Source organism: Micromonospora psammae (genome assembly GCF_036902725.1).
GTDB lineage: Bacteria > Actinomycetota > Actinomycetes > Mycobacteriales > Micromonosporaceae > Micromonospora.
The window spans coordinates 1-25,753 of sequence record NZ_JBAKHM010000015.1; the positions used below are offsets into that span (position 1 = coordinate 1).

Consider the following 25,753-nt stretch of genomic DNA (forward strand, 5'->3'; position numbering starts at 1 on the left):
AGGCCGAGGACTTGACTACAAAGAAGCTACGCGTCCACTGTGCAACTCCCGACAAACGAACACCCCCACCATGTGGGTTGGGTGTTTGATAAGTCGATAGAGTTACGGCGGTCATGGCGGAGGGGAAACGCCCGGTAACATTCCGAACCCGGAAGCTAAGCCCTCCAGCGCCGATGGTACTGCACTCGGGAGGGTGTGGGAGAGTAGGACGCCGCCGGACAACCATTCCATTCAGGCCCACCCCTATAAGGGGTGGGCCTGAATGCGTTCCCCAACAAATCTCCAGCACGGCCCCGCAGAGCCCCGGAAGCGGGCACCGGAACCGGCCGGCCCACTCGACCCGTCGCTCCCGGCCTCGACGCCCGCGCCCCCGGCCACGCGACTTGGGGCCCAGGCAGCCCGGCGTTCGGCCCGTGCCCGTGGGGCGTGGGTGGGGCCGGCGTCGAAAAGGCCATGTCCGTTCGGTGAATCGGCTGGCGGCCGTTAGGGGTCGTCGCCGGAGTGACGGGGCCGTCTGCGACGTGTCCCAGGGTGATGGCGAAACGTGTGCACACATAAGCGGCGAGAGGTGCCCGCGCATAAGCCTGAGAGCTGTGGCCGTCGGCCGGGAAAGCAGGCCGCGGCGAGCGGGCCGTTGAGCCGTCGCCGCGGCGGGAGACGTCAGTCGCGGGTCTGGACGACGTCGCGGATGTCCCGGAAGAGCTGTCCGGCGTCGTCCACGGACCGGTTGGGGAACATGGCCATCGCGACGCTGCCGTGGTCGGCCCAGCCGCACACCGCGAAGTCGCCGCCGTCGCCGCTGGTTGTGCCGCACTTCATCACGCCGCCGTGCCCACCTGCCGGGACGTCGCGTACTCCGGTGACCTTGCCCGTCTCGTCGGCCATCAGGCCGAAGAGGGTGTCCAGGTCCCGCTCCGGCTGCCAGAGCAGGGTGGTGCCGCCGAAGAGCAGCACGACCCGCTTCTCGTCCGCCGGATCGCGGTAGACGGTGCCGAAGCTGCGGTCCAGGTCGATGTCCGCGGCGAACCCGCTGCGCAGGTAGTCGGCGGTGCTCCGGGCCCGCTCCGAGTCGTCCCGTACCAGCCCGGCCACCCGCTCGGGGGCGGCGAGGCGGGTGTCCTTCTGCTGTGCCACCCGCCAGCCGGCCGTGCCGAGGGCGGCGGCGCCGGCGAGACCGACGAGGAGCGCCACGGCCAGGGCGACCTTCCGCCGGCGGGAGGACCGGGGGCGGCGCTCCGGGTCCTGCTCCGGGTCGGCGCCGCGCAGTCGGATCGGTTCCTCGGTCAGCTCGACCGGTTCGGGGCCTCCGACGAGCTGACGCTCGGTGAGATGTGCGTCGGACATGTCCGCCACCGTACGCGAATGACAGGTGGCGCACGTCAGGTCCGTCGAAGCGCTCCGTAGACTTTCAGGGTGACCGAGAGACTGGATGCCCGACGCCCCGACGCCCCGACCCTTGCCGGCCAGTACCAGCCCGGCGAGGTAGAGCAGCGACGGTACGAGCAGTGGGTAGCCGCCGGCCACTTCCGGGCGTCGGCGGAGAGCGACAAGCCGCCCTTCACCATCGTCATCCCGCCGCCGAACGTCACCGGCTCGCTGCACATGGGCCACGCCTTCGAGCACACGCTGATGGACGCCCTCAACCGGCGCAAGCGGATGCAGGGCTTCGAGGCGCTCTGGCTGCCCGGCATGGACCACGCCGGCATCGCCACCCAGAACCTGGTCGAGCGGCAGCTCGCCGGCGAGGGGCTGTCCCGCCACGACCTGGGCCGGGAGAAGTTCGTCGAGCGGGTCTGGCAGTGGAAGGCGGAGTCCGGCGGGGCGATCCTGGGCCAGATGCGCCGCCTCGGCGACGCCGTGGACTGGGACCGCGAGCGCTTCACCATGGACGGGGGCCTCTCCCGGGCCGTGCAGACCATGTTCAAGAAGCTTTTCGACGACGGCCTGATCTACCGGGCCAACCGGATCATCAACTGGTGCCCGCGCTGCCTGACCGCCCTGTCGGACATCGAGGTGGAGCACACCGACGACGACGGTGAGCTGATCTCGATCCGCTACAGCGACGAGGTGGTGGTCGCCACCACCCGGGCCGAGACGATGCTCGGCGACACCGCGGTGGCCGTCCACCCGGACGACCCGCGCTACCGGCACCTGATCGGCACCGAGGTCGCTGTCCCGCTGACCGACCGGCGGATCCCGATCGTCGCCGACGAGCACGTCGACCCGGCCTTCGGCACCGGCATGGTGAAGGTGACCCCGGCGCACGACCCGAACGACTTCGAGATCGGCCAGCGGCACGACCTGCCGGCGCTGACGATCATGGACGAGCGGGGCATCATCACCGCGCACGGGCCCTTCCAGGGCCTGGACCGGTACGAGGCCCGCCCGGCGATCGTCGCCGCGCTGCGCGAGCAGGGCCTGATCGTGGCCGAGAAGCGGCCCTACGTGCACGCGGTGGGGCACTGCTCCCGGTGCAAGACCACCGTCGAGCCGCGGCTGTCGCTCCAGTGGTTCGTCAACACCGCGCCGCTGGCCAAGGCGGCCGGCGACGCGGTCCGCGACGGCCGGGTGAAGATCGAGCCGGCCGACCTGGCCAAGCGCTACTTCGCCTGGGTCGACAACATGCACGACTGGTGCATCTCCCGACAGCTCTGGTGGGGCCACCGCATCCCGGTCTGGTACGGCCCGGACGGCGAGATCGTCTGCGTCGGCCCGGACGAGGCGCCGCCGAGCGGCGAGGGCTGGCACCAGGACGAGGACGTCCTCGACACCTGGTTCTCCAGCGGCCTGTGGCCGTTCTCCACTCTCGGCTGGCCGGAGCGCACCCCGGACCTGGCCAAGTTCTACCCGACCAGCGTGCTGGTGACCGGCTACGACATCCTCTTCTTCTGGGTCGCCCGGATGATGATGTTCGGCCTGTACGCGATGGACGGCGTCCAGCCCTTCGACGTGGTCGCGCTGCACGGCATGGTCCGCGACGAGCACGGCAAGAAGATGTCCAAGTCGTTCGGCAACGTCGTCGACCCGCTGGACTGGATCGACCGGTTCGGCGCCGACGCCACCCGCTTCACCCTGGCCCGCGGTGCCAACCCGGGGCAGGACGTGCCGGTGAGCGAGGAGTGGTGCCAGGGCTCCCGCAACTTCTGCAACAAGCTCTGGAACGCCACTCGGTTCGCCCTGATGAACGGCGCGCACACCGACGGGCCGCTGCCGGCCCCCGAGGAGCTGTCGACCGTCGACCGGTGGATCCTGTCCCGGCTGGCGCACGTCACCGCCGAGGTGGACGAGCAGTTCGAGGCGTACGAGTTCGCGAAGGTCTGCGACCTGCTGTACCACTTCGCCTGGGACGACGTCTGCGACTGGTACGTGGAGCTGAGCAAGCCGGTGCTCGCCGAGGGCGGGGCGGCGGCCGACGCCACCCGCCGGGTGCTCGGGCACGTGCTGGACCAGTTGCTGCGGCTGCTGCACCCGGTGATCCCGTTCGTCACCGAGGAGCTGTGGATCGCCCTCACCGGCGGCGAGACCGTCATGACCGCCGCCTGGCCGGTCGCCGACCGTACCCGGATCGACGACGCCGCGGAGGGCGAGGTCGGCACCGTCCAGCGGGTGGTGACCGAGATCAGGCGGTTCCGCTCGGACCAGGGGCTGCGGCCGACCCAGCGGGTCGGGGCGCGCCTCGACGGCCTCGCCGTCGCCGGGATCGCCGCGCACGAGCCGCTGATCCGGTCGCTGGTCCGGCTCGACGCCCCGGGCGACGACTTCCAGGCCAGCGCCACCCTCGCCATGCCGGGCGAGGTCAGCGTCGCCCTGGACACCCGGGGTTCGATCGACGTGGCCGCCGAGCGGGCCCGACTCACCAAGGACCGCGCGGCGGCCGAGAAGGAGGTCGCGCAGGCCCGGGCGAAGCTCGACAACCCGGCCTTCGTCGGCAAGGCCCCCGAGCCGGTGGTCGCCAAGATCCGTGACCGGCTCGCGGTGGCCGAGGCCGACCTGGTCCGGATCGACGCTGCCCTGGAGGCGCTGCCCTCGTGAGCGACCACACCGAATTCGCCGCGGTCGACGCCGAGCTGACCGGGCGGGGCTTCACCCGCATGGTCTTCGAGCTGGACCGGATCTCCAACCTGCTCGACCTGCTCGGCAGTCCGCAGCGGGCGTACCCGTCGATCCACCTGACCGGGACCAACGGCAAGACCTCGACCGCCCGCATGATCGACTCGTTGCTGCGGGCGTTCGGGCTGCACACCGGGCGGTACACCAGCCCGCACCTGGAGACGGTGCGGGAACGGATCAGCCTGGACGGGCAGGCGGTCAGTGAGGAGCGCTTTGTCGCCACGTACCGCGAGGTGGCGCCGCTGGCCGAGCTGGTGGACCGGAGCTCGTCGGAGCCGCTGACCTACTTCGACATGACCACGGCGCTGGCGTTCGCCACCTTCGCCGACGCGCCGGTCGACGTGGCCGTGGTCGAGGTGGGGCTCGGTGGCGCCGAGGACGCCACCAACGTGCTCCAGGCCGGGGTGGCCGTGCTGACCCCGATCGGCCTGGACCACACCGAGTGGCTCGGCGACACGCTGGAGGACATCGCCCTGCACAAGGCGGGGATCATCCATCCCGGCGCCACGGTGATCTGCGCCGCCCAGGACGACGAGGCGGCCCGGCCGATCGTGGAACGCTGCGTCGAGGTGGGCGCCACCATCGCCCGGGAGGGCACCGAGTTCGGGGTGCTGCGCCGCGCCGTCGCCGTCGGCGGGCAGGTGCTCAGCATCCAGGGCCTCGGCGGGGTCTACGACGAGGTGTTCCTGCCGCTGCACGGCGCCCACCAGGCGCAGAACGCGGCGGTGGCGCTCGCCGCGGTGGAGGCGTTCCTGGGGGCGGGGAACAAGCGGCAGCTGGACGTGGATACGGTCCGGGAGGGCTTCGCCACGGCCAGCTCGCCGGGGCGGCTGGAGAAGGTCCGCACCGCGCCGACGATCCTGCTCGACGGGGCGCACAACCCGCACGGCATGACCGCGACGGTCACCGCGCTGCAGGAGGAGTTCGCGTTCAGCAAGCTGGTCGGCGTGCTCGCCGTACTCGCCGACAAGGACGCGGCCAGCCTGCTGGAGCTGCTCGAACCGGTGCTGGACTCGGTGGTGGTCACCGGCAACAGCTCGCCCCGGGCGATGCCCGCCGACGAGCTGGCCGAGCTGGCCCGGGAGGTCTTCGGACCGGAGCGGGTGGAGGTCGCCGAGGAGATGCCGGACGCGATCGAGGCGGCCGTCGCCGAGGCCGAGTCCGACGTGCCCGGTGAGCTGTCCGGGGTCGGCGTGCTGATCACCGGTTCGGTGGTGACCGTGGCCGACGCCCGCCGGCTGCTGAAGCGATGAGCGTCCCGGACGAGGACCGCCCGACCACGGGCGCCGGGCAGCCGGCCCCCGACGGTGGGGAGGGGCCCGCGGGCCGGCGACGCTCCGGGCTGCGGAATCCGACGGCCGCCGTACGGGGGCTGGGGGCGGGCACGCTGGCGCTGGAGGCGCTGGTGCTGCTGCTGGCCATCCAGCCGATCCGGGTGGTCGGCGGCGACCTGAGCGGCGCGGCGATCGCGGTGATCGTCGCGCTGGCGGTGGCCTGCGTGGTGCTCGCCGGCATGATGCGCCGGACCTGGGCGTGGCACGCCGGCACGGTGGTGCAGGCGCTGCTGCTGCTCTCCGGGCTGCTGCACTGGTCGCTGTTCGGGCTGGGTGTCATCTTCGCCCTGGTGTGGGCGTACGCGCTGCACGTGCGCCGGGTGATCCTCGGCTGAGCGGCGAGGCGTCGACGGGAGGGCCACCGGGTGACCGGCGGCCCTCCCGTCGTATCAGGCGTCGGCGCGTTCGCGCCACTGGGTGAGGGCGATGCCGTGGCCGTCGGGGTCGCGGAAGGCCGCCGCCCACACCTCCAGCCGGCTGCCCCGGTTGACCACCCGGGGAGCGTAGGTGAAGCGCACCCCGGACTCCTTGAGCCGCCGGTACGCGGCATCGATGTCGCTCACGTCGAGGTTGACGTGCACCAGCCGACGGCTCATCGGCGCGGCGCCGGTCACCTCGCGCAGCACCAGCCGGGTGTTGCCGGAGGCGAGCACGGCGTTGCCGGAGCCCCGGTCGACCTCGGTGAAGCCGAGCCGGTCGCGGTAGAAGTCCAGCGACCGGGACAGGTCGGTGACCAGCAGGGTGAGCCCGACCCCGCTGATCGGGGCGGCCGGGTCGTCGGGGTCGCCGTCCGGGTCGGCGGGGCCGGCGGCCGGGTCGTAGCCGAAGATCGCCTCGTCCAGCTCGTCCGGGTCGGGTCGCCGCTCCGCGGCCGGGTCGTCCAACGGCACGTCGACCGGGTCGACGATCGGCGCGTCGAGGCGCTCCTCGGCGGGCGTACGCGGGGACGGGGTGGCCGCCCGGCGGGGCAGCGGCCCGGCCGCCGGCTGCTCGACGAAGGTGCCCTCCAGCACGACCGGGCCGCCGGCGCGCTGGTGCATCACCACCGGTTCACGCTCCTCCGGCAGCACCACCGGCTCGTCGCGCAGCGGGTCGGCCGGCGGCGGGTCACGGAGGTCGTCGCGGAGGTTGTCACGCAGGTCGTCGTGGAAGTCGTCGTCGGCGGTCCGGCCGGCCCACGGCGGGGCCTCCTGCGGGATGAGCACCTCGTCGACCACCGGCTCGGCGCCCGCGTACTCCGGGGGAAGGTCGGCGGCCGCGGCGGCGGTCTCGGCGTGGGTGGGCACGTCGTCCCAGAGCACCCGGACGTGCCGCTGGTCGTCCAGGGCCACCCGGATCGGCAGGGTCTGCCCGAGCGACGGCCACTTCGCCACCGGCACCCGCGGCTCGATGATCTTCTTGGAGCGGGGCGGCAGACCCGGCGCGTCGATCACCAGTTGCAGCTCGCACCGGCCGAAGGCGTACTGGGTGGGGGGCTCGGAGGCGCTGTGCACGTGCCCGACGCCGACCACCCAGGTGCGCCCGCCACCGCGGACCGTGGCCATGGCGATCGCCAGCACCAGCAGGGCCACCCCGAGGGCCACGATGGCCCAGCTGGTCATGCCCAGCCCGAACAGGACCACGAAGGTGGCCACGGTGCCCAGTACCGCGGCGATCAACTTGCGTACCGGCGCGATGGTGCGGTTCCCGCCATTCGCCACAGTGGACCTCCCAGGGGTCAGGGCCAGGCTAGGCCGGACCGGCAACCGAGGGAAAGAGCAGCCGCCGCGCCGACGCCGGGACCGGGTCGCTAGGCTGACCGTACCCAGCCGAACCGCCTTCCGCGCACAGGAGGAACCCAGCGTGTCCAGCAGCAGCCCGGATGAGCGCACGCTCGTACTGATCAAGCCCGACGCGGTCCGCCGCGGCCTGGTGGGCGAGATCGTCTCCCGCTTCGAGCGCAAGGGCCTGCGGATCGACGCGATGGAGACCCGGACGTTGGACGGGGACTTCGCCGACCAGCACTACGCCGAGCACGTCGACAAGCCGTTCTACCCGCCGCTGAAGGCGTTCATGACCGGTGGTCCGCTGGTCGCGCTGGTGCTCTCCGGCGACCAGGTGATCGAGGTGGTGCGGGGCATGATCGGCGCCACCGACGGCCGGAAGGCCGCCGCCGGCACCATCCGCGGTGACCTCTCCCTGTCGAACCGGGAGAACCTGGTGCACGCCTCGGACTCCACCGACAGCGCCAAGCGCGAGATCGGCCTCTGGTTCCCCCAGCTGGGCTGAACGCCACCGGCCCCGACCCCGGTCGGGGCCGTCTGCTGTCTCAGGCGGGCAGCCGGGACAGCTTCGTCGGGTTGCCGACCAGGTAGAACCCGGTGATCCGCCCGTCGGCCGTGGCCACGGTCAGCGTGTAGCGGGCCCCGTCGGACCAGCGGATCAGCAGCGCCGGCTCGCCGTTCAGCTCGGCGGGCGTCGCCGTCACGGCGCGCGGCCGGGCGTAGATGCCGGCGAAGAACCGGGCGATGCGGTCCGCGCCGTGCACCGGGTTGATCGCCGCGCGGGCCACGCCGCCGCCGTCGGTCCAGGCGACCGCGTCGCCCGCCACCAACCCGGTCAGTCGCCCCAGGTCCCCGTCGCGGGCGGCGGCCAGGAAGGCGTCCAGCAGCCGCCGCTGCTCGGCGGGGTCGGCGGTGAACCGGCGGCGGTCGTCGGCGATCCGTGCGGCCGCCCGGTGGTGCAACTGCCGGCAGTCGGCCGCCGACCGGTCCAGGATGTCGCCGATCTCGGCGTACGGCATGGCGAACGCGGTGTGCAGCACGTAGACCGCGCGCTCCGGCGGGGTGAGCCGTTCCAGCAGGTGCAGCAGCGCCATCGAGACGGAGTCCCGCAGCTCGACGCTGTCCAGCGGGCCGAACGGCGACGGCTCGGTCGGCACCGGCTCGGGCAGCCACGGCCCGACGTACGTCTCCCGGGCGGCCTGCCGGGCCCGCAGCCGGTCCAGCGCCAGCCGGGTCACCACCCGGGACAGGTAGCGGCGCGGCTCGGCCACCGACGCCCGGTCCACGTCGAGCCAGCGCAGGTACGCCTCCTGGAGCACGTCCTCCGCGTCGTGCAGGCTGCCCAGCAGCCGGTACGCCAGCCCGAGCAGCATCGGCCGGTGCGCGGTGAGCGCACCGGCCGCCTGCGCCGCCCCGCTGGTCGTCACACCTCGAGCGGCGGCTGGCTCTGACTGGTCACGGCGATCCGGTTCCACACGTTGATTGTCGCAATCGCGATGACCAGGTCGGCCAGCTCCTTCTCCGACCACACCTTCGCCGCGGCGTCCCACACCTCGTCCGGCACGCCGTGCTGGCCGAGCTGGGTGACCGCGTCGGTCAGCGCCAGCGCGGTCCGCTCCTTCTCGTCGAAGAACGGCGCCTCGCGCCAGGCGGCGACGGCGAAGAGCCGGCGGCTGTCCTCGCCCGCCGCGAGCGCGTCCCGGCTGTGCATGTCCACGCAGAACGAGCAGCCGTTCAGCATCGACGCCCGCAGCTTCACCAGCTCCAGCACGGTGTGGTCGACGTTCGCCTGGGCGTACTTCTCCAGCGCGAACACCGCCCGGTACGCCTCCGGCGCCACCTTCGCCATGTTGATCCGACTCATCTCGGCCTCCCTCAGCAGGTACGGATTCACCCGTACGACGGAACGCGGCGGCGGCGATGTGACGGCTTGGAGCTGTGACGGTGGTCATGTCGCCGCGCCCCGGGGCGGGGGGATTACTCGGGGGCGATCTTCGAGGCCGATCGAGTACGCTTGTGCACACAGGCGACGACCCGGCCATCACCGGTGAGCCTCCGGAAGAACAGCCGGGTGACCGGCCCAGTAGAACCGGACGGGACGGCCCGTCACAGCCGGCCAACGAGCGGGCGGTCGCACCTCGACCGCCAAGCGGGGTGGTACCGCGGGCCGCTCGGGCGACGCCGTCGAGGCGTACCCGAAGGGCTCGTCCTCGCAGACCACAGATGAGTGAGCTGCGCGAGGAGAGCGACCCCCGATGGCCTATCCGTTGCACGACCCGACCGCCGCCGGTGTCCCGGCGAGCCCGGACCTGCCCGCGGTCGAGCGCCGGGTGCTGGAGCACTGGACGGCCGACAAGACCTTCGAGGCGTCCGTGGAGGCCCGTCCGGCCGGCGCGGATGGTAAGAACGAGTACGTCTTCTACGACGGCCCGCCGTTCGCCAACGGCCTGCCCCACTACGGCCACCTCTTCACCGGGTACGTCAAGGACGTGGTGCCGCGCTACCAGACCATGCGCGGCCGGCACGTCGAGCGGCGCTTCGGCTGGGACTGCCACGGCCTGCCCGCCGAGGTGGTCGCCGAGAAGCAGCTCGGCATCACCAGCAAGGCCGAGATCCTCGACCTCGGCGTGGCCCGGTTCAACGAGGCGTGCCGCACCTCCGTGCTGGAGTTCACCCAGGACTGGGAGCGCTACGTCACCCGGCAGGCCCGCTGGGTCGACTTCGCCAACGACTACAAGACCCTCGACCTGGACTACATGGAAAGCGTCATGTGGGCCTTCAAGACCCTGCACGACAAGGGCCTGGTCTACGAGGGTTTCCGGGTGCTGGCGTACTGCTGGCGCTGCGAGACGCCGCTGTCGAACACCGAGACCCGGATGGACGACGTCTACCGGGACCGGCACGACCCCACGCTGTCGGTCTGGTTCGGTCTCACCCCGGACGAGAACGCGCCGGAGCTGGTGCGCGGGCCGGTGAAGCTGGGCGTCTGGACCACCACCCCGTGGACCCTGCCGTCGAACCTGGCGCTCGCCGTCGGCCCGGACATCGAGTACGCGGTGCTGGAGCGCGACGGGGACCGCTTCGTCGTCGGCGCGGCCCGGCTGGCCGCGTACGCCAAGGAGCTGGAGTCCTACGAGCACCTCGGCACGGTGTACGGCCGGGACCTGGTCGGGCGCCGGTACACGCCGCTCTACGACTTCCTCGTCGAGCAGGCCGGGGAGAACGCGTACCAGGTGCTCGGGGCGGACTTCGTCACCACCGAGGACGGCACCGGGATCGTCCACTTGGCCCCCGCCTTCGGTGAGGACGACCAGAACGTCTGCAACGCCGCCGGCATCCCCACCGTCGTCACCGTGGACGACCACACCCGGTTCACCGCGCTGGTCCCGCCCTACCAGGGTGAGCAGGTCTTCGACGTCAACAAGCCGGTGATCCGGGAGCTCAAGGAGCGGGGGGTGGTGCTCAAGCAGGACACCTACACCCACTCGTACCCGCACTGCTGGCGCTGCGACACCCCGCTGGTCTACAAGGCGGTGTCGTCCTGGTTCGTCGCGGTGACGCAGTTCAAGGACCGGATGGTCGAGCTGAACCAGCAGATCAACTGGACGCCGGGGCACATCAAGGACGGCTCGTTCGGCAAGTGGCTGGCCAACGCCCGCGACTGGTCGATCAGCCGGAACCGGTTCTGGGGCTCGCCGATCCCGGTGTGGAAGTCCGACGACCCGAACTACCCGCGGGTCGACGTGTACGGCTCGCTGGAGCAGATCGAGCAGGACTTCGGCGTACGCCTGACCGACCTGCACCGGCCGGCGGTGGACGACCTGGTCCGCCCCAACCCGGACGACCCTACGGGTGCGTCGATGATGCGCCGGGTGCCGGAGGTGCTGGACTGCTGGTTCGAGTCCGGCTCGATGCCGTTCGCCCAGGTGCACTACCCGTTCGAGAACCGTGACTGGTTCGAGCACCACTACCCGGGCGACTTCATCGTCGAGTACATCGGACAGACCCGCGGCTGGTTTTACACCATGCACGTGCTGGCCACCGCGCTGTTCGACCGGCCGGCGTTCCGCAACTGCCTCAGCCACGGCATCCTGCTCGGCTCGGACGGGCGCAAGATGTCCAAGAGCCTGCGCAACTACCCGGACGTCTACCACGTCTTCGACGCGTACGGCTCGGACGCGATGCGCTGGATGCTGATGTCCTCGCCGGTGCTGCGCGGTGGGGACATGGCGGTCACCGAGGCGGGCATCCGGGACGCCGTCCGGCAGGTGCTGCTGCCACTGTGGAACGTCTGGTACTTCTTCTCGCTCTACGCCAACGCGGACTCGTACCAGGCGCGCCGGCGTACCGACTCGACGCACCTGCTCGACCGGTACGTGCTGGCCAAGACCCGGGAGCTGGTCGAGACGGTCCAGGGGCAGATGGAGGCGTACGACATCTCCGGCGCCTGCGCCACCGTCCGGTCATACCTGGACGCGCTGACCAACTGGTACGTGCGCCGCTCCCGGGACCGGTTCTGGTCCGGTGACGCGGAGGCGTTCGACACCCTGTGGACGGTGCTGGAGACGCTCTGTCGGGTGGTGGCGCCGCTGGCGCCGCTGACCGCGGAGGAGATCTGGCGCGGCCTCACCGGCGAGCGTTCGGTGCACCTGACCGACTGGCCGTCCGCCGAGGAGTTCCCGGCCGACCACGACCTCGTCGCGGCGATGGACGCCACCCGGGAGGTCTGCTCGGCGGCGCTGTCGCTGCGCAAGGCCAAGGGGCTGCGGGTGCGGCTGCCGCTGGCGAAGCTGACCGTCGCCTCGCCGGCGGCGGACCAGCTGCGCCCCTTCGCCGACCTGGTCGCCGACGAGGTCAACGTGAAGGCCGTCGAGTTCACCGGGGAGGTGTCCGCGTACTGCCAGCAGGTGCTGACCGTGGTGCCCCGGGCCCTCGGCCCGCGGGTGGGCAAGCAGGTCCAGCAGGTCATCAAGGCGGTCAAGGCCGGGGAGTGGGAGCTGGTCGACAGCGCCCCGGTCGCCGCCGGGGTGACCCTCGCCGAGGGCGAGTACGAGCTGCGCCTGGTCGCCGCCGACGCCGAGCACTCCGCGCCGCTGCCCGGCGGTGAGGGTGTGGTGGTGCTGGACACCGAGGTCACCCCCGAGCTGGCCGCCGAGGGGCTCGCCCGGGACGTGGTCCGGGTGGTGCAGCAGGCCCGCCGGGACGCCGACCTGGACGTCTCCGACCGGATCGCGGTGCTGGTGTCGGCCTCCGAGGAGGTGCGCGCGGCGGTGTCGGCGTACACCGACTTCGTGGCCCGGGAGGTGCTGGCCGACACCGTCGGCTTCGCCGCCGACCTCGAGGGCTTCGCCGGCGAGGTCGGCGAGGGCGAACCGGTGACGGTGGCCGTCCGCCGGGTATGAGATGACGGTGTGAGCAGGGGGCCCCTGAGCGTCGCCCCGACGCGAAGGGGCCCTCGGCCACCCCCGCTCACCAGTCGGCGGGCGCCGTCGCCACCGGCGTCAGGGCAGCGCGCCGGCGTCCGCTACGGTGACACCGCCTGTTTCAGCACGCGACCGCCGGAGGACCAGTGCCCCTGCTCTACACCATCGGCAAGCTCACCGTGGCGCCCGCGCTCCGGTTGGCGTTCCGTCCGACCGTGGAGGGGCTGGAGCACATCCCGGAGACCGGCGGTGCCATCTTCGCCGGCAACCACCTCTCGGTCGCCGACGAGCTCTTCCTCGGCACGGTCGTCCCCCGGCACCTGGCCTTCTGGGCCAAGTCGGAGTACTTCACCGGCACCGGTCCGAAGGGGGCGCTCTCCAAGTTCGTGCTCACCGGCCTGGGCGCCATCCCGGTGGAACGGGCGGGTGGCCGCGCGGCGCTCTCCGCGTTCGACGCCGCCATTCCGGCGCTCAAGGGCGGCGACCTCGTCGCGGTCTATCCGGAGGGGACCCGCTCGCCCGACGGCCGGCTCTACCGGGGGCGTACCGGCGCGGCCCGGCTGGCGGTCGCGGCCGGCGTGCCGATCATCCCGGTCGGCATGATCGGCACCGACAAGGCCCAGCCGATCGGCACCCGGGTGCCCCGCCCCGGCCGCGCGAAGATCACCGTCCGGTTCGGCAAGCCGCTCGACTTCACCGGCCGACCCGACGACCGCACCTCGCTGCGGGAGATGACCGACGAGCTGATGGCCGAGATCCAGCGGCTAACCGGCCAGGAGTACGTGCCGCGGTACGCCCCGCGCCGCGGCGAGCAGACCCCCGGCGAGACCGCCTGAGCCGGGAGCGGCTCAGGGCGGGTCAGGCCTTGCCCGGGGTGATGATCTGCTCCCGCAGGGTGGCCAGCAGCCGGGCGCTGTCGTCGACCGAGAGCCGGGTGAAGACCGCGGTGGCGCTGCTGCCGTGGTCGACCGAGGTGCAGACCACCACGTCGCTGCCGGCCGAGCTGCCCACCGCGCACCGCTCGTACCGGCCGCGTACGCGGGTCTCCACCGGTTGGGCCTCCCCGAGCTGGTAGGTCTCCTTCAGCCGGGCCAGCGCGTCGTCCGCGTCCGCCTCCGGGCGGAACCGGAAACCCGTGTCGCCGAAGACGGTGACCCGCTTGCCGTCGGTGGTGGTGTAGACACCGGCGAAGGTGTCCTCGGCGAGCAGGTTCGCCTCGCGTACGTCGGCTTCGAGCTCTTTCACCGTGGCCTTGCTGCGGGTGTCCTCGCGCAGGGTCAGGTCGGCCACCTGGCCCGGCAGCGCGGCGCGGGCCGGGTACTGCTCCCACATCGGCTGACCGAACCAGGCCGGGCAGCCGCAGCAGCAGGCCAGGGTGAGCAGCAGCACCCAGGGCCAGCGCCGCCGGCGGCGGACGGGCACCGGGACGTACCCCTTGGGGGCCTGCCATCCGGGCGGTGGGGCGACCGGCTCGGGACGGGCGCGGCGCTGCTTCGGCGCCCGCTTCGGCCTGACCGGCGGCGGGGGAGGGGGCGGCGGGGAGAGCGGCGGCGGTGACACCGGGCGGGCGGCCACCGGCGGCGCCGGGTACGGATGGGCCACCGGCGGCGGCGGGTACGGATGGGCCACCGGCGGCGCCGGGTACGGGTCAGCCGGCGGCGCCGGGTACGGGTGGGCCGGTGGTGGCGCCTCGTAGGGCCGGGTCGGTGGCGGCGTCTCGTAGGGCCGGGTCGGCGGCAGCGCCGGGAGGTCGGCCGGGTGCAGGTCCCAGCCGGTGGTGTCGACCCCCTCCCACGGGTCCACCGGCACCTGGTGCTCCGGCGGGCCCACCGGAAGCGGAGGCGGGGCCGGGGTGGGTTCGGCGGACTCGCCCCAGGCGCGCTTGCGCGGCGGCGGGGGCGGTACGGCCGCCGAGCCGCTCCACCGGGGCGCGGGCGGCTCCGGGGTCTCCACCCGGGTCGCGTCGGGGCGCGCCTCCACCCGGGTCGGGTCGGGACGCGCCTCCACCCGGGTCGGGTCGGGACGCGTCTGAACCCGGGTCGGGTCCGGTCGGTCCGGGGCGGGTACGGCCGCGGCGCCCCGGGCGGGGGTCACCGGCGGGGACGTGGCCGGCGACGGCGGGGGGGCGGCGGCGTCGGGTGACCCGTCGCCGGCGGTGGCCGGCGGGGTCGGTGCGCCGCCCGTCCCGTCCCCGGCGTGGCCCTCGGTCGGCGCGGGGACGTCGCCCACGGGGTCGTCGGTGGGCGCGGGGAGGTCGCGGTCGCCGTCGTGGGTCGTGGCGGTGCCCGCGGGGGCGGAGCTGCCGCCGTCCTGGTCGGGACGGTCCGGCGGGGGCCCGGCGGGGGAGTCGGTGGGCTCGTCGGTCACCGTCGGCTCCTGGTCCCGCCCCGGCACCGGGGTGCTGCTCCCGTCGGCCGGCCGGTCCGTGCCCGGCTGCGGCTCCGGCATCGCGGCAATCTCCTCTCGCGCCGGTGACGAGGTTAGTACCGGTGTGCCACCACCGGCCAATCCGCCCGGCCGGCGGTCACGCCGAGCGGCCGCCGGCCCGGACGCCGACAGGGGGGAGGGTCGGCCGGGCCTGCCGCCGGTGGCCCCGACCAGCCGCGCGGTGCGCCGTGTTGGTCGCCGGGCGGGCGCGTACCCTTGGGCATCATGAGTGCCCCGTCCACGCCGCCGCGCCCCGTCGCGACCAATTCGATCTGGCCCCGGCTGGAGCCGCTGCTGCCCCAGGTGACCAAGCCCATCCAGTACGTCGGTGGCGAGCTGGGCGCGGTGGTCAAGGACTGGGACGCGGCCGTCGTCCGCTGGGCGTTGATGTACCCCGACGCGTACGAGGTCGGCCTGCCCAACCAGGGCGTCCAGATCCTCTACGAGGTGCTCAACGAGCTGCCCGACGTGCTGGCCGAGCGGACCTACGCGGTCTGGCCGGACCTGGAGAAGCTGATGCGCACGCACGACGTGCCGCAGTTCACCGTCGACGCGCACCGCTCGGTGCGCGACTTCGACGTGTTCGGCGTCTCCTTCTCCACCGAGCTGGGCTACACCAACCTGCTCACCGCGATCGACCTGGCCGGCATCCCGATGCTCGCCGCCGACCGCACCGACGCCGACCCGGTGATCGTGGCCGGCGGTCACGCCGCGTTCAACCCGGAGCCGATCGCCGACTTCGTCGACGCCGCCGTGCTCGGTGACGGCGAGGAGGCCGTCCTGGAGATCACCGCGATCGTCCGGGAGTGGAAGGCCGAGGGCTCCCCGGGCGGCCGGGACGAGCTGCTGCTGCGGCTCGCCCGCACCGAGAGCGTCTACGTGCCGCGCTTCTACGACGTGGACTACCTGCCGGACGGCCGGATCCAGCGGGTCGTGCCGAACCGGGCGGACGTGCCGTTCCGGGTGCACAAGCGCACGACGATGGACCTGGACGCCTGGCCGTACCCGAAGAAGCCGCTGGTCCCGCTCGCCGAGACGGTGCACGAGCGGTACGCGGTGGAGATCTTCCGGGGCTGCACCCGGGGCTGCCGGTTCTGCCAGGCCGGCATGATCACCCGCCCGGTGCGGGAGCGCTCGATCACCACCGTCGGCCAGATGGTCCGCGACGGCCTGGAGTTCTCCGGCTTCCACGAGGTGGGCCTGCTGTCGCTGTCGTCGGCCGACCACTCCGAGATCGGCGACATGTGCTCCGGCCTCGCCCAGCAGTACGAGGGCACCAACGTCTCGCTCTCGCTGCCCTCGACCCGGGTCGACGCGTTCAACATCGACCTGGCCCAGGAGTTGTCCCGCAACGGCCGGCGCACCGGTCTGACCTTCGCCCCGGAGGGCGGGTCGGAGCGGATCCGCAAGGTCATCAACAAGATGGTGTCGAAGGAAGACCTGATCCGCACCGTCGTCACCGCGTACACCAACGGCTGGCGACAGGTGAAGCTTTACTTCATGTGCGGCCTGCCCACCGAGACCGACGAGGATGTCCTCGAGATCGCGGACATGGCGCACGAGGTGATCCGGGCGGGTCGGGCGGCGACCGGCTCCAAGGACATCCGCTGCACCGTCTCCATCGGCGGTTTCGTGCCGAAGCCGCACACCCCGTTCCAGTGGGCGGAGATGGCGCGCCCCGAGGTGATCGACCACCGGCTCAGGCTGCTCAAGCAGGCGATCAACTCGGACCGCTCGCTGGGCCGGGCGATCGGCTTCCGCTACCACGACGGCGAGCCGTCGCTGATCGAGGGCCTGCTCAGCCGGGGCGACCGCCGGGTCGGCGCGGTGATCCGCAAGGTCTGGGAGAACGGCGGCCGGTTCGACGGCTGGAGCGAGCACTTCTCGTACCAGCGCTGGGTCGAGGCCGCCGCCGAGGTGCTGCCGACCTTCGGCGTCGACCTGGACTGGTACACCACCCGGGAGCGCGACGAGCTGGAGGTCCTGCCCTGGGACCACCTCGACTCGGGCCTGGACAAGGACTGGCTCTGGCAGGACTGGCAGGACTCGCTCTCGGAGTACGAGCAGGACGACTGCCGGTGGACCCCGTGCTTCGACTGCGGCGTCTGCCCGTCGATGGACACCGAGATCCAGATCGGCCCCACCGGCAAGAAGCTCCTCCCGCTCACCCCGCTGGGCGGCAACGGCCTGAAGGTGCCGGCGGGCGACCCCTCCGCGTAGCCGCGGGTGGCGACGGACCACCACCCTCCACGATCGACAGCCGCCCACCGGGTCCACGCCCGGTGGGCGGCCGCGTGGTCGGGCGTGGAGGGCCTCGCGCAACCCGTCCCGGCCGCACCGCAGACATCGACGACCGTTGTCCGCGATGTCACGCCGGGTGGGGCTGCCCGGACTTGGCGTCAGTCGATACGCTGCCTCCGAGATGGACCGACCCGACGGGTTGGCAACGGGGAGGAAGCGCATGGGCGACATCAGGCCACCGGACACGGGTGATCTCACCGTCAGCGTGGCGGACCTGGACGCCGCCGCCGCCTACGTCGAGCGCCTGAAGCAGTACGTCGACGACACCATCGGCTACCAGATGCAGCGCATCCAGGAGCGGATGAAGGGTGACGGCGGTGCGGCCGGGGCGCCCGGAGCGAACGGCACGCCGTTCGGCGGCTTCGAGGACGCCCGGTTGCAGTGGCAGGCGCTGGTCCGGTCGACCGCGCACATGGAGTCGCACATCCAGCAGCTCTCCCAGAAGCTCAGCGCGCTCAAGCAGGGCACCGAGGACATCGCCAAGGCGTTCCGGGACGTCGAGGAGCGCAACGCCGCCAACGGCGCGCAGATCGAGCGGCTGCTGGAGTCGGCCACACCGCCTCCGCCGGCCGGCTCGCCGCCGACCTACCCGTACACCGCCTGAGGGGGACGAGCATGGCAGGGAGCTGGGAGCGCTGCGTCCGCGAGGTGACGCTGACCGCCGACCCGGAGACGGTCAGCGACGTGGGCAACGGGTGGAACGGCCTGGCCAGCGCCCTGAACCACCTCCGCGACGCGTTGACCGGACGGTCGATGATCGGCCCGGTCGCGCCGGGCGCCGAGCGGCCGCAGGTCGGCGGCCTCAGCGGCCTGCTCGGCGGCTGGCAGGGCGGTGGTGGCGACGCGTACCGGGAGCACCTCGACAAGCTCGGCCGGGAGATCCAGGAGCTGGCCACCCACGCGAGCACGGTGAGCGGCGCGCTGCACCGGATCTCCGGGGACATCAGCAGGTCGATCGCGAGCATCCCGATCCCGATGATGGACGACTTCGGCCTGAACGAGTGGAGCCTGCCCGGCGGCACCGAGCTGGACGACAGCGGCGACGGGGAGAACGCGGCCGGGTTCCTGGCGGCGCTGCGCGCCGACTACGCCAGCAACCCCGCCCTGTACGAGGACGGGGCGTTCCGGGCGAAGGCCGACGAGCTCGAGGCGACCATGAAGGTCGACGGCCGGGCCGCCGACAACGAGCGGGGTGGCTGGTGGGACACCAAGTCCCACCTGGACAACTGGTACCGGGACAACCAGAACGCGGCCAACACCGCGATGTCGCCGCTGCCCCAGGCGGTCATGGACGAGCGACCCAAGCTGGTCGTCCCCCAGCCGGACGGTACCGGCATGCACCATGAGCGGGACCGGGAGCAGCCGCGCGGGCTGCCGGACGGGACCGGCTCCGGCATCGGGTCGGGCACGGGCGGCGGGGGCGGTGGCGGGGCGTCGATCGGCAGCATGCCGGGAGCAGGCGGGCTGGACGGCGGGCGCGGCCCCTCGTCCGGTGGGCCGTCCTCCGGTGGGCTCGGGTCGTTCGACCCGCCGGCCACCGGGGGGCCGGGCGGTGCCGGCTCCTACTCCCCGCCGACCACCGGGGCCGGTTACGCCGACTACCCGACCGGTGACGAGGACTACCAGTCCGGTCTGGCCGGCGCCGGTGGCGGCGTCGGCGTGGGTGGCGTGGGCGGGGGCTACGGCGCCGGCCCGGGCAGCGGCGGGCTCGGTGGTGGGCTCGGCGGCGCCGGTGGCGGCTTCGGCGGCGGCTCGGCCGGGGTCGGCTCGGCCGGCGGGCTCGGCGGCGGTGGCCTCGGGGCCGCCGCTGGCGTCGGGATGGCCGGTGTGCCCGGCATGGTCGGCGGGGGCAACGGCAAGGTGCCGCCGATGACCAGTGCGGCCAGCGCCCTGCGCAACGCGACCGGAGCCGGTGCCGGGGCCGGTGGCCTCCGCGGCGGTGCCGGCGGCGCGGGGATGATGGGCGGTGCCGGCATGATGGGCGGTGGACCCGGCGCGGGCGGGCGCGGTGGCGGGGGCGGGGAGCACTCGTCGTGGTTGACTGAGGACGACGATCCGTGGGGCACGGACGACGGTGCCTCCCCCGGCATCCTGCGTTGAGGACGGACGCGTGAAGGTGGACATCCGCACACTTCGGCCGGTCCCGGCCACCCTGCTCGCCGTGCTCATGGTGGTCGGGGTCGCCGCGCCGGCGGGCGCCGCGCCCCGGCGGGCCGAGCAGTGGTACCTCGACTCGCTGCGGATCGAGGAGGTCCACCGGCAGTCGTCCGGCCGGGGTGTGGTGGTGGCCGTGGTGGACACCGGCGTCGACCCCCGGCATCCCGACCTGGCCGGTCAGGTCCTGCCCGGCTTCGGCACCGCCGGCGTGAGCGGCGACAGCCGCGACGAGGACGGGCACGGCACCCACCTGGCCGGCATCATCGCCGCCCGCAAGGCCGGACCCGACGGGGTGCTGGGGATCGCTCCGGGGGCGAAGATCCTCCCGGTGAAGGCCACCGGCGACTCCGCGAAGGTCACCGACTCCGCGGGCGCCATGGCCATCCGGATGGCGGCGGACCGCGGCGCGAAGGTGATCAACCTGGCGTACGGCGGTGTCGGCACCGCCTCGCCGGATGTGGTCGAGGCGATCCGGTACGCCCTCGGGCGGGACGCCGTGGTGGTCGCCTCCGCCGGCAACACCGCGCTGGGCGAGCGAGAGGTGATCTCCCCGGCGAACGTTCCCGGGGTGATCGCGGTGACCGGGACCAACCGGCGGGGGTCGTTCTGGTCCGGCTCGGTCCAGGGCCCGGAGGCGGTCGTCGCCGCCCCCGGCGAGCGGATCCTCAACGCCGACATCCCGCTCTCCGGGAGCACCCCCTACTCGTACGGCAACGGCACCTCCGACTCGGCGGCGATCGTCTCCGGGGTGGCCGCGCTGATCCGCGCGAAGTACCCGGAACTCGACGCCCCGAACGTGATCAACCGGATCATCCGGACCGCCCGGGACGCCGGGGCGCCGGGCCGCGACCCGCAGTACGGCTTCGGCGTGGTGAACCCGTTGGCCGCGCTCACCCAGGGGGTGCCCAGCATCGGCGCCAACCCGCTGCTGGGGCCCGGCGCGGCGGCGGAGCCGTCCGTGGAGGCGGCTGAGGAGGGCGAGTTCGACGTCACGCAGTACGGCGACCGGGGCGGCCCGACCGACCAGCAGGTCATGATCATCGGCATCGGCATCGCGGTGCTGCTCGTCCTGCTCCTGGCGACCGTGGTGTGGCTGGTGCTGCGCCGGCGGGCCCGGCGCCGGGCGCGCGGCACCCCGGCCGGCCCGTACCCGCCGGGCATGGCGCCCGGCCAGGGCCCGCCCCCCGTGCACCGCGCCGACCAGGCCGTCCCGCCGGTGCCGGCCGGTCACGGCCCACCCGCCCCCGGTGGGTACGGCGTCGCGCCCGGCACGCCGGGCGGGTACGCCCCGCCGGGGCAGCCCGGCCCCGGGCAGCCGCCGCCGGGTTACGGCCCGCCGGGCGGTTCCTCGTCCTGACGCCGTGGCCGGTTCCGCCTGACGTCCGCGTCGCCGGGCCGGCCATCGCGTGACCCCGGCGGCGTGACCCGACCGCGGTGTCCCGATCCGGATCGCCCGCACGGTCACTTCCGGCCGCCCCGGCTGCGGGGCGGCCGGAGCGCTGCGCCAGGATGGGTCGGACACGCAGGCAGAATCCGAGGAGCACACGATCGCCAGAAAGCCTCAACCGGAGGGCGGCCAGGCACCGGTCGTCCAGCGGGTCCGGATCCGGTACGCCAAGCGGGGCCCGTTGCGGTTCACCTCACACCGGGACTTCGCCCGGGCGTTCGAGCGCGCGTTGCGCCGCGCCGCCGTACCGGTCGCCTTCTCGCAGGGCTTCACCCCGCACCCCAAGATCTCCTACGCCAGCGCGGCCCCGACCGGTGTCGCCAGCGAGGCGGAGTACCTGGAGGTCGGTCTCCAGGCGCCGGTCGACCCGGACCAGTTGCGCGCCGCGCTGGACGCCGCGCTCTCGCCGGGTCTCGACGTGGTGGACGTGGTGGTCGCCACCGGGGGCAGCCTCGCCGACCGGATCGAGGCGTCGCACTGGCGGATCGAGCTGCCGGAGGTCGACCGGAGCGTCCTGGAACGGGCGGTTTCCGCCTTCGTGGCCGCCGACGAGGTGCAGGTCGAACGGATGACCAAGCAGGGGCGACGGACCTTCGACGCCCGCGCCGCCGTCATCAGCATCGATGTGCTGCCGACGCCGGAGACGCCTTCCGGGGAGCCGGACGTGTCGTGTGCGATACTCGAACTGGTCGTGCGGCAGGTCACCCCGTCCGTACGGCCCGATGACGTCCTTTCCGGCCTCCGCGTGGTGGCCGACCTGGAGCCGCCGGTCTCACCCAGGGTGATCCGGCTGGCGCAGGGCACGCTGACCGCGCAGGGCGCGATCGTGGATCCGCTCGACGCGGACCGCGACGGGACAGCCATCGGAGAGCGCTGACCCCACGGTCAGTGTTCTGGCAGGCAGACTTCGGCGGTCGCGTACCTCACGCGCCCGGCGGAAACACTTTTGCGGCAACCCTGCGTGGCAGCGCTCAACCGCGCCCGGGGCAGCCAGAACTGGAGAACGTCCATGCTCGAGAACGAGCCCGAGGGCGGCGAACTGACCGGTTCACAGCCGGCCGGCGAACCCGCTGCAAGCACCACCGACAGCACCGCGGAGCCGGCGCCGACCCGTCGGCGCACCACCCGGCGTCGGGCCGCCCCGCTGAGCCAGCCGGAGCAGGCCGAGACGCCGGCCGAGGCGCCGACCGCCGCCGCGTCGGCGACCGACGAGACGCAGCAGGCCGAGGTGATCGCTCCGGTCGCCGGTGAACTGGACACCGCGCCGAAGACCACCCGCCGCCGGCGCAAGGCCACGCCCGCGAAGGCCGCCGAGGAGCCGGTGGTCGTCACCGGTGCGGAGGAGGCCGGCGCCGAGGTCGTACCGCCGGTGAAGGTGACCCGTACCCGGCGGAAGAAGGCCACCGCCCCGGCGGCGGCCGAGCCGCCCGCGGACGTCCCCGCCGAGCAGGCCGCGGCGGCGCCACCGGAGGCCGGGCCGGTCGAGGAGCCCGCCGTCGAGGCGGCGGCGCCCACCGAGCCCACCGCGGCCGACGAGCCGCTCGCCGAGGAGGCCGCCGCCGAGGAGACCGAGGGGGCCGCGCCCGCCGCGCCGGCCGTCGCGGTGTCCGGCGCGGAGAGCCGGGCCGGGGAGGTGCCGCCCGGCGTGTCGGTGCCCGGCGGCGAGCAGCCGGCGGAGCCGGCCGCGCCGGAGCCGCGTACCCGCCGCCGGCGGGCCGTCATCGCCGCGCCCACCGTGCTCTTCATGGCCCCGCAGCCCGACGAGCTGCCGACCGTGCGCGTGGTCGAGCCGGCCGTCGAGGAGCCCGCCGTGGAGGAGCCGGCCGAGACCGGTCGCCGCCGGCGCCGCGGTCGGCGCGAGGTCGAGCCGGTCGAGGTCGAGGTCGAGGTCGAGGTCGAGGAGGAGCCCACCGGCGAGGCCGAGGAGGAGCCCGAGACCGAGGACGAGGACGAGGAGAGCGCCGCCGCGCGGCGCCGGCGTCGTCGGGGCCGTCGGGGCCGCGGTCGTGGCAAGGGCGGCGCGGAGGACAGCGACGAGGACGAGGCCGAGGAGACCGCCGAGGCGGAGGCTGAGGCAGAGGCCGAGGAGGCCGACGAGGAGGAGGGCGAGGGCGACGGCCTGACCCGCCGCCGGCGCCGTCGCCGCCGTCGGGGCGCCGGGGACACCGAGGGGGCCGCCGACGACGGCGTGCCCACGGTTGTCAAGATCCGTGAGCCCCGCAAGGCCGTCGACGAGGTGCAGGGCGTCTCCGGCTCGACCCGGCTGGAGGCCAAGCGCCAGCGTCGCCGGGACGGCCGCGAGCAGCGTCGTACCCGCCCGCCGATCCTCAGCGAGTCGGAGTTCCTGGCCCGCCGGGAGGCGGTCGACCGGGTGATGGCGGTACGCCAGCGCGGCGACCGCACCCAGATCGCGGTCCTGGAGGACGGCGTGCTGGTCGAGCACTACGTCACCCGCAGCTCCTCCGGCACCATGGCCGGCAACGTCTACCTGGGCAAGGTGCAGAACGTCCTGCCCAGCATGGAGGCGGCCTTCGTCGACATCGGGCGCGGCCGCAACGCCGTCCTGTACGCCGGCGAGGTGAACTGGGACACCACCGGTCTGGAGGGGCGGGCCCGCTCGATCGAGCAGGCGCTGCGCTCCGGCGACTCGGTGCTGGTGCAGGTCACCAAGGACCCGATCGGGCACAAGGGCGCCCGGCTGACCAGCCACATCGCGCTCTCCGGTCGGCACCTGGTCTACGTGCCGAACGGCAACGCCTCCGGTATCAGCCGCAAGCTGCCGGACACCGAGCGCAAGCGGCTGCGTGACGTGCTCAAGAAGCTGGTGCCGGACGGCGCCGGCGTGATCGTCCGGACGGCCGCCGAGGGCGCCAGCGAGGACGAACTGGCCCGCGACGTGAAGCGGCTCCAGGCACAGTGGGAGGACATCCAGGCCAAGGCGGCCGAGGGTGGCGCCCCGGTGCTGCTCTACGAGGAGCCTGACCTGGTGATCCGGGTGGTCCGGGACCTCTTCAACGAGGACTTCCGCGAGCTGGTCATCGAGGGCGAGCAGTCGTACGACATCGTCGAGTCGTACCTGTCGCACGTCTCGCCGGACCTGGTCGCCCGGCTGCGCCGGCACGTCGGCACCACCGACGTGTTCGCCGAGTACCGGATCGACGAGCAGATCATCAAGGGGCTGGACCGCAAGGTCTTCCTCCCCTCCGGTGGTTCGCTGGTGATCGACCGGACCGAGGCGATGACCGTCGTCGACGTGAACACCGGCAAGTACACCGGCTCCGGGGGCAACCTGGAGGAGACGGTGACCCGCAACAACCTGGAGGCGGCCGAGGAGATCGTCCGCCAGCTCCGGCTGCGCGACATCGGCGGCATCGTCGTGATCGACTTCATCGACATGGTGCTGGAGTCGAACCGCGAGCTGGTGCTCCGCCGGCTGACCGAGTGCCTGGGGCGGGACCGCACCAAGCACCAGGTCACCGAGATCACCTCGCTCGGTCTGGTGCAGATGACCCGCAAGCGGATCGGCGCGGGGCTGCTGGAGGCGTTCAGCGAGCCCTGCGAGTGCTGCAAGGGCCGCGGTCTGGTCATCCACACCGAGCCGGTGCCGGAGAAGCCGCGCTCCGGCGGCCCCGGCGCGGGGGAGAAGGTCAAGGCGGTCGCCTCGGCGGTGACCGCGCCCGCTCCGGCGACCGAGCAGTCCGGCACCGCGTCGCGGCGCCGCTCCCGCAAGGCCGCCGCCACCGCGGAGCGCACGGTGGTGGAGACCACCGAGAACGCCGAGACCGCCGGGCCCGCCGACGCCGGGACCGACGCCGAGTACCACGACACCATGGGTTACGACCTGTCCCGGTACGAGGCGGAGACGGCGGCCGCGCCGGCCGTCGCCGACGCCCAGGAGGGCGAGTCGGCCCGGCTGGCCGGGGCGGACGACCCGGACGCGCTGGCCGACGGCGACGCCGACGAGGAGAGCGGCGAGGGCGGCTCCGGCCGGCGCCGGTCCCGCCGGGGCGGCGCCCGACGGCGGACCCGCCCGTGACCGGCTGAGCAGCGCGACGTTTCGCGGGGCCCCTTCCCCGGCAACTGTGCCGGGGAAGGGGTCCTGTCGCGTCATCGGCCCCGGCTACGATCGGTCACCCCCGGCTAGGAGAAGAAGATGCGCCGCCTGTTCGCCGCCACCGTGGTGACCACCGTCCTGCTGACCGGCGCCGGCTGCACCGGCGACGACGGCCGGCCGGACGGGGCCGGTTCCGCCGGCTCCGGGGCCCCCGTCCCCGCGTCCACCGCCGCGTCGGTGGTCCCGTCCGCCCCGGTCAGCGTCGCCCCGGCGGGGGGGAACGGTCCGCGGGTCTGCGCCGAGGCGGAGCAGGCCTCCTCGGCGGCCGTGCGGACGTACGTCGAGGAGCTCGGCAAGATGATCGCGGCGGTCGGGGCGAACGACAGCACCGGGGCCGAAACCGCCCGGAAGCGGGCGGAGTCGGCGCTGACCGACTGGCGTTCGGCGCTGCGGCGGCATTCGGCCGAGGCCTCCGACCCGCAGTTGAAGACCCTGCTCACCGACCTCGCCGCGGAGGTCGGCCGGCTCGGCACCGACGTCGAGGCGATCGACGAGACCGAGCTGGACCGCCTCCAGCAGCGCCTCGACCAGCTCTGCGGGCGCTGACCGGCGGGCCCGGTTTGGGTACCGGGCCGGTCATGGCGTAGTCTTTCCTGCGGCACACTTTGGTGTGCCGAGTTCCCGCGTGCCCGCGCCGCCGGTGTCACTGCTACCCGGCGAGTTGCCGCGGGAACGAC

General features: G+C 73.5%; 18 protein-coding genes and 1 rRNA gene. 14 read left to right on the forward strand and 5 right to left on the reverse strand.

The window, feature by feature from the left end:
• Nucleotides 1–103 precede the first annotated feature (103 nt).
• A 5S ribosomal RNA gene (gene rrf / locus V6U79_RS18295) occupies nucleotides 104–220 on the forward strand.
• A 440-nt stretch (nucleotides 221–660) separates the two neighbouring features.
• Here rrf and V6U79_RS18300 read toward each other — a convergent pair.
• Complete coding sequence (locus V6U79_RS18300) at nucleotides 661–1,344, reverse strand: hypothetical protein (RefSeq protein WP_334533318.1); 684 nt, start codon at nucleotides 1,342–1,344, stop codon at nucleotides 661–663.
• A gap of 69 nt (nucleotides 1,345–1,413) precedes the next feature.
• Here V6U79_RS18300 and V6U79_RS18305 point away from each other — a divergent pair, with 69 nt between their 5' ends.
• From V6U79_RS18305 to V6U79_RS18315, 3 genes are read left to right on the forward strand one after another with little or no spacing between them, the layout of a single operon-like run.
• A complete protein-coding gene (locus V6U79_RS18305; RefSeq protein ID WP_334615291.1) occupies nucleotides 1,414–4,032 on the forward strand; it encodes a valine--tRNA ligase in 2,619 nt (872 codons plus the stop codon).
• Nucleotides 4,029–5,363 (forward strand): bifunctional folylpolyglutamate synthase/dihydrofolate synthase, encoded by a 1,335-nt coding sequence (locus V6U79_RS18310; RefSeq protein WP_334533312.1) that lies wholly within the window; start codon nucleotides 4,029–4,031, stop codon nucleotides 5,361–5,363. The genes V6U79_RS18305 and V6U79_RS18310 overlap by 4 nt, the downstream gene beginning before the upstream one ends.
• Nucleotides 5,360–5,779, forward strand: a complete 420-nt coding sequence (locus tag V6U79_RS18315) for a DUF4233 domain-containing protein (protein ID WP_334615292.1) — start codon at nucleotides 5,360–5,362, stop codon at nucleotides 5,777–5,779. The genes V6U79_RS18310 and V6U79_RS18315 overlap by 4 nt, the downstream gene beginning before the upstream one ends.
• A gap of 54 nt (nucleotides 5,780–5,833) precedes the next feature.
• On the opposite strand, the gene V6U79_RS18320 is transcribed toward V6U79_RS18315, so the two are convergent.
• Complete coding sequence (locus V6U79_RS18320) at nucleotides 5,834–7,144, reverse strand: VOC family protein (protein ID WP_334533306.1); 1,311 nt, start codon at nucleotides 7,142–7,144, stop codon at nucleotides 5,834–5,836.
• 142 nt (nucleotides 7,145–7,286) lie between these two features.
• Here V6U79_RS18320 and ndk point away from each other — a divergent pair, with 142 nt between their 5' ends.
• Complete coding sequence (ndk, locus tag V6U79_RS18325) at nucleotides 7,287–7,712, forward strand: nucleoside-diphosphate kinase (protein WP_334533304.1); 426 nt, start codon at nucleotides 7,287–7,289, stop codon at nucleotides 7,710–7,712.
• A 40-nt stretch (nucleotides 7,713–7,752) separates the two neighbouring features.
• Here the strand turns inward: ndk and sigJ are convergent, their stop codons facing one another.
• Both sigJ and V6U79_RS18335 read right to left on the reverse strand, forming a co-directional pair.
• The gene (gene sigJ, locus V6U79_RS18330; RefSeq protein WP_334533302.1) at nucleotides 7,753–8,634 is read right to left on the reverse strand and encodes an RNA polymerase sigma factor SigJ; all 882 of its coding nucleotides are present in this window, start codon (nucleotides 8,632–8,634) and stop codon (nucleotides 7,753–7,755) included.
• The gene (locus V6U79_RS18335) at nucleotides 8,631–9,071 is read right to left on the reverse strand and encodes a carboxymuconolactone decarboxylase family protein (RefSeq protein WP_334533299.1); all 441 of its coding nucleotides are present in this window, start codon (nucleotides 9,069–9,071) and stop codon (nucleotides 8,631–8,633) included. Before V6U79_RS18335 ends, sigJ begins: the two co-directional genes overlap by 4 nt.
• Before the next feature lie 391 nt (nucleotides 9,072–9,462).
• On the opposite strand from V6U79_RS18335, the gene ileS reads away from it, so the two are divergent.
• Complete coding sequence (gene ileS / locus V6U79_RS18340) at nucleotides 9,463–12,609, forward strand: isoleucine--tRNA ligase (RefSeq protein WP_334615293.1); 3,147 nt, start codon at nucleotides 9,463–9,465, stop codon at nucleotides 12,607–12,609.
• Nucleotides 12,610–12,776: 167 nt separating this feature from the next.
• On the forward strand, nucleotides 12,777–13,466 hold the full coding sequence (locus tag V6U79_RS18345; protein WP_334533293.1) for a lysophospholipid acyltransferase family protein: 690 nt from the start codon (nucleotides 12,777–12,779) through the stop codon (nucleotides 13,464–13,466).
• A 22-nt stretch (nucleotides 13,467–13,488) separates the two neighbouring features.
• Here the strand turns inward: V6U79_RS18345 and V6U79_RS18350 are convergent, their stop codons facing one another.
• Nucleotides 13,489–15,078 carry a hypothetical protein gene (locus tag V6U79_RS18350; RefSeq protein ID WP_334615294.1) on the reverse strand — a complete coding sequence of 530 codons (1,590 nt, stop codon included), beginning with the start codon at nucleotides 15,076–15,078 and terminating at the stop codon, nucleotides 13,489–13,491.
• A gap of 204 nt (nucleotides 15,079–15,282) precedes the next feature.
• Between V6U79_RS18350 and V6U79_RS18355 the strand changes: the two genes are divergently transcribed.
• The 7 genes from V6U79_RS18355 (at nucleotide 15,283) to V6U79_RS18385 (ending at nucleotide 25,622) form a co-directional block, all read left to right on the forward strand.
• On the forward strand, nucleotides 15,283–17,277 hold the full coding sequence (locus V6U79_RS18355; RefSeq protein ID WP_334533289.1) for a TIGR03960 family B12-binding radical SAM protein: 1,995 nt from the start codon (nucleotides 15,283–15,285) through the stop codon (nucleotides 17,275–17,277).
• A 241-nt stretch (nucleotides 17,278–17,518) separates the two neighbouring features.
• Complete coding sequence (locus V6U79_RS18360) at nucleotides 17,519–17,962, forward strand: DUF2563 family protein (RefSeq protein WP_334533286.1); 444 nt, start codon at nucleotides 17,519–17,521, stop codon at nucleotides 17,960–17,962.
• 11 nt (nucleotides 17,963–17,973) lie between these two features.
• On the forward strand, nucleotides 17,974–19,458 hold the full coding sequence (locus tag V6U79_RS18365) for a hypothetical protein (protein WP_334533283.1): 1,485 nt from the start codon (nucleotides 17,974–17,976) through the stop codon (nucleotides 19,456–19,458).
• 10 nt (nucleotides 19,459–19,468) lie between these two features.
• Entirely contained in the window at nucleotides 19,469–20,872 is a 1,404-nt protein-coding gene (mycP, locus tag V6U79_RS18370; protein WP_334615295.1) for a type VII secretion-associated serine protease mycosin, read from the forward strand.
• A gap of 247 nt (nucleotides 20,873–21,119) precedes the next feature.
• Nucleotides 21,120–21,839, forward strand: a complete 720-nt coding sequence (locus V6U79_RS18375) for a TIGR03936 family radical SAM-associated protein (RefSeq protein ID WP_334533320.1) — start codon at nucleotides 21,120–21,122, stop codon at nucleotides 21,837–21,839.
• Between the two features lie 132 nt (nucleotides 21,840–21,971).
• Nucleotides 21,972–24,998, forward strand: coding sequence for an Rne/Rng family ribonuclease (locus V6U79_RS18380; protein WP_334615296.1), 3,027 nt, complete (start codon nucleotides 21,972–21,974; stop codon nucleotides 24,996–24,998).
• A gap of 117 nt (nucleotides 24,999–25,115) precedes the next feature.
• Complete coding sequence (locus V6U79_RS18385) at nucleotides 25,116–25,622, forward strand: hypothetical protein (RefSeq protein ID WP_334615297.1); 507 nt, start codon at nucleotides 25,116–25,118, stop codon at nucleotides 25,620–25,622.
• Nucleotides 25,623–25,753: the final 131 nt, after the last annotated feature.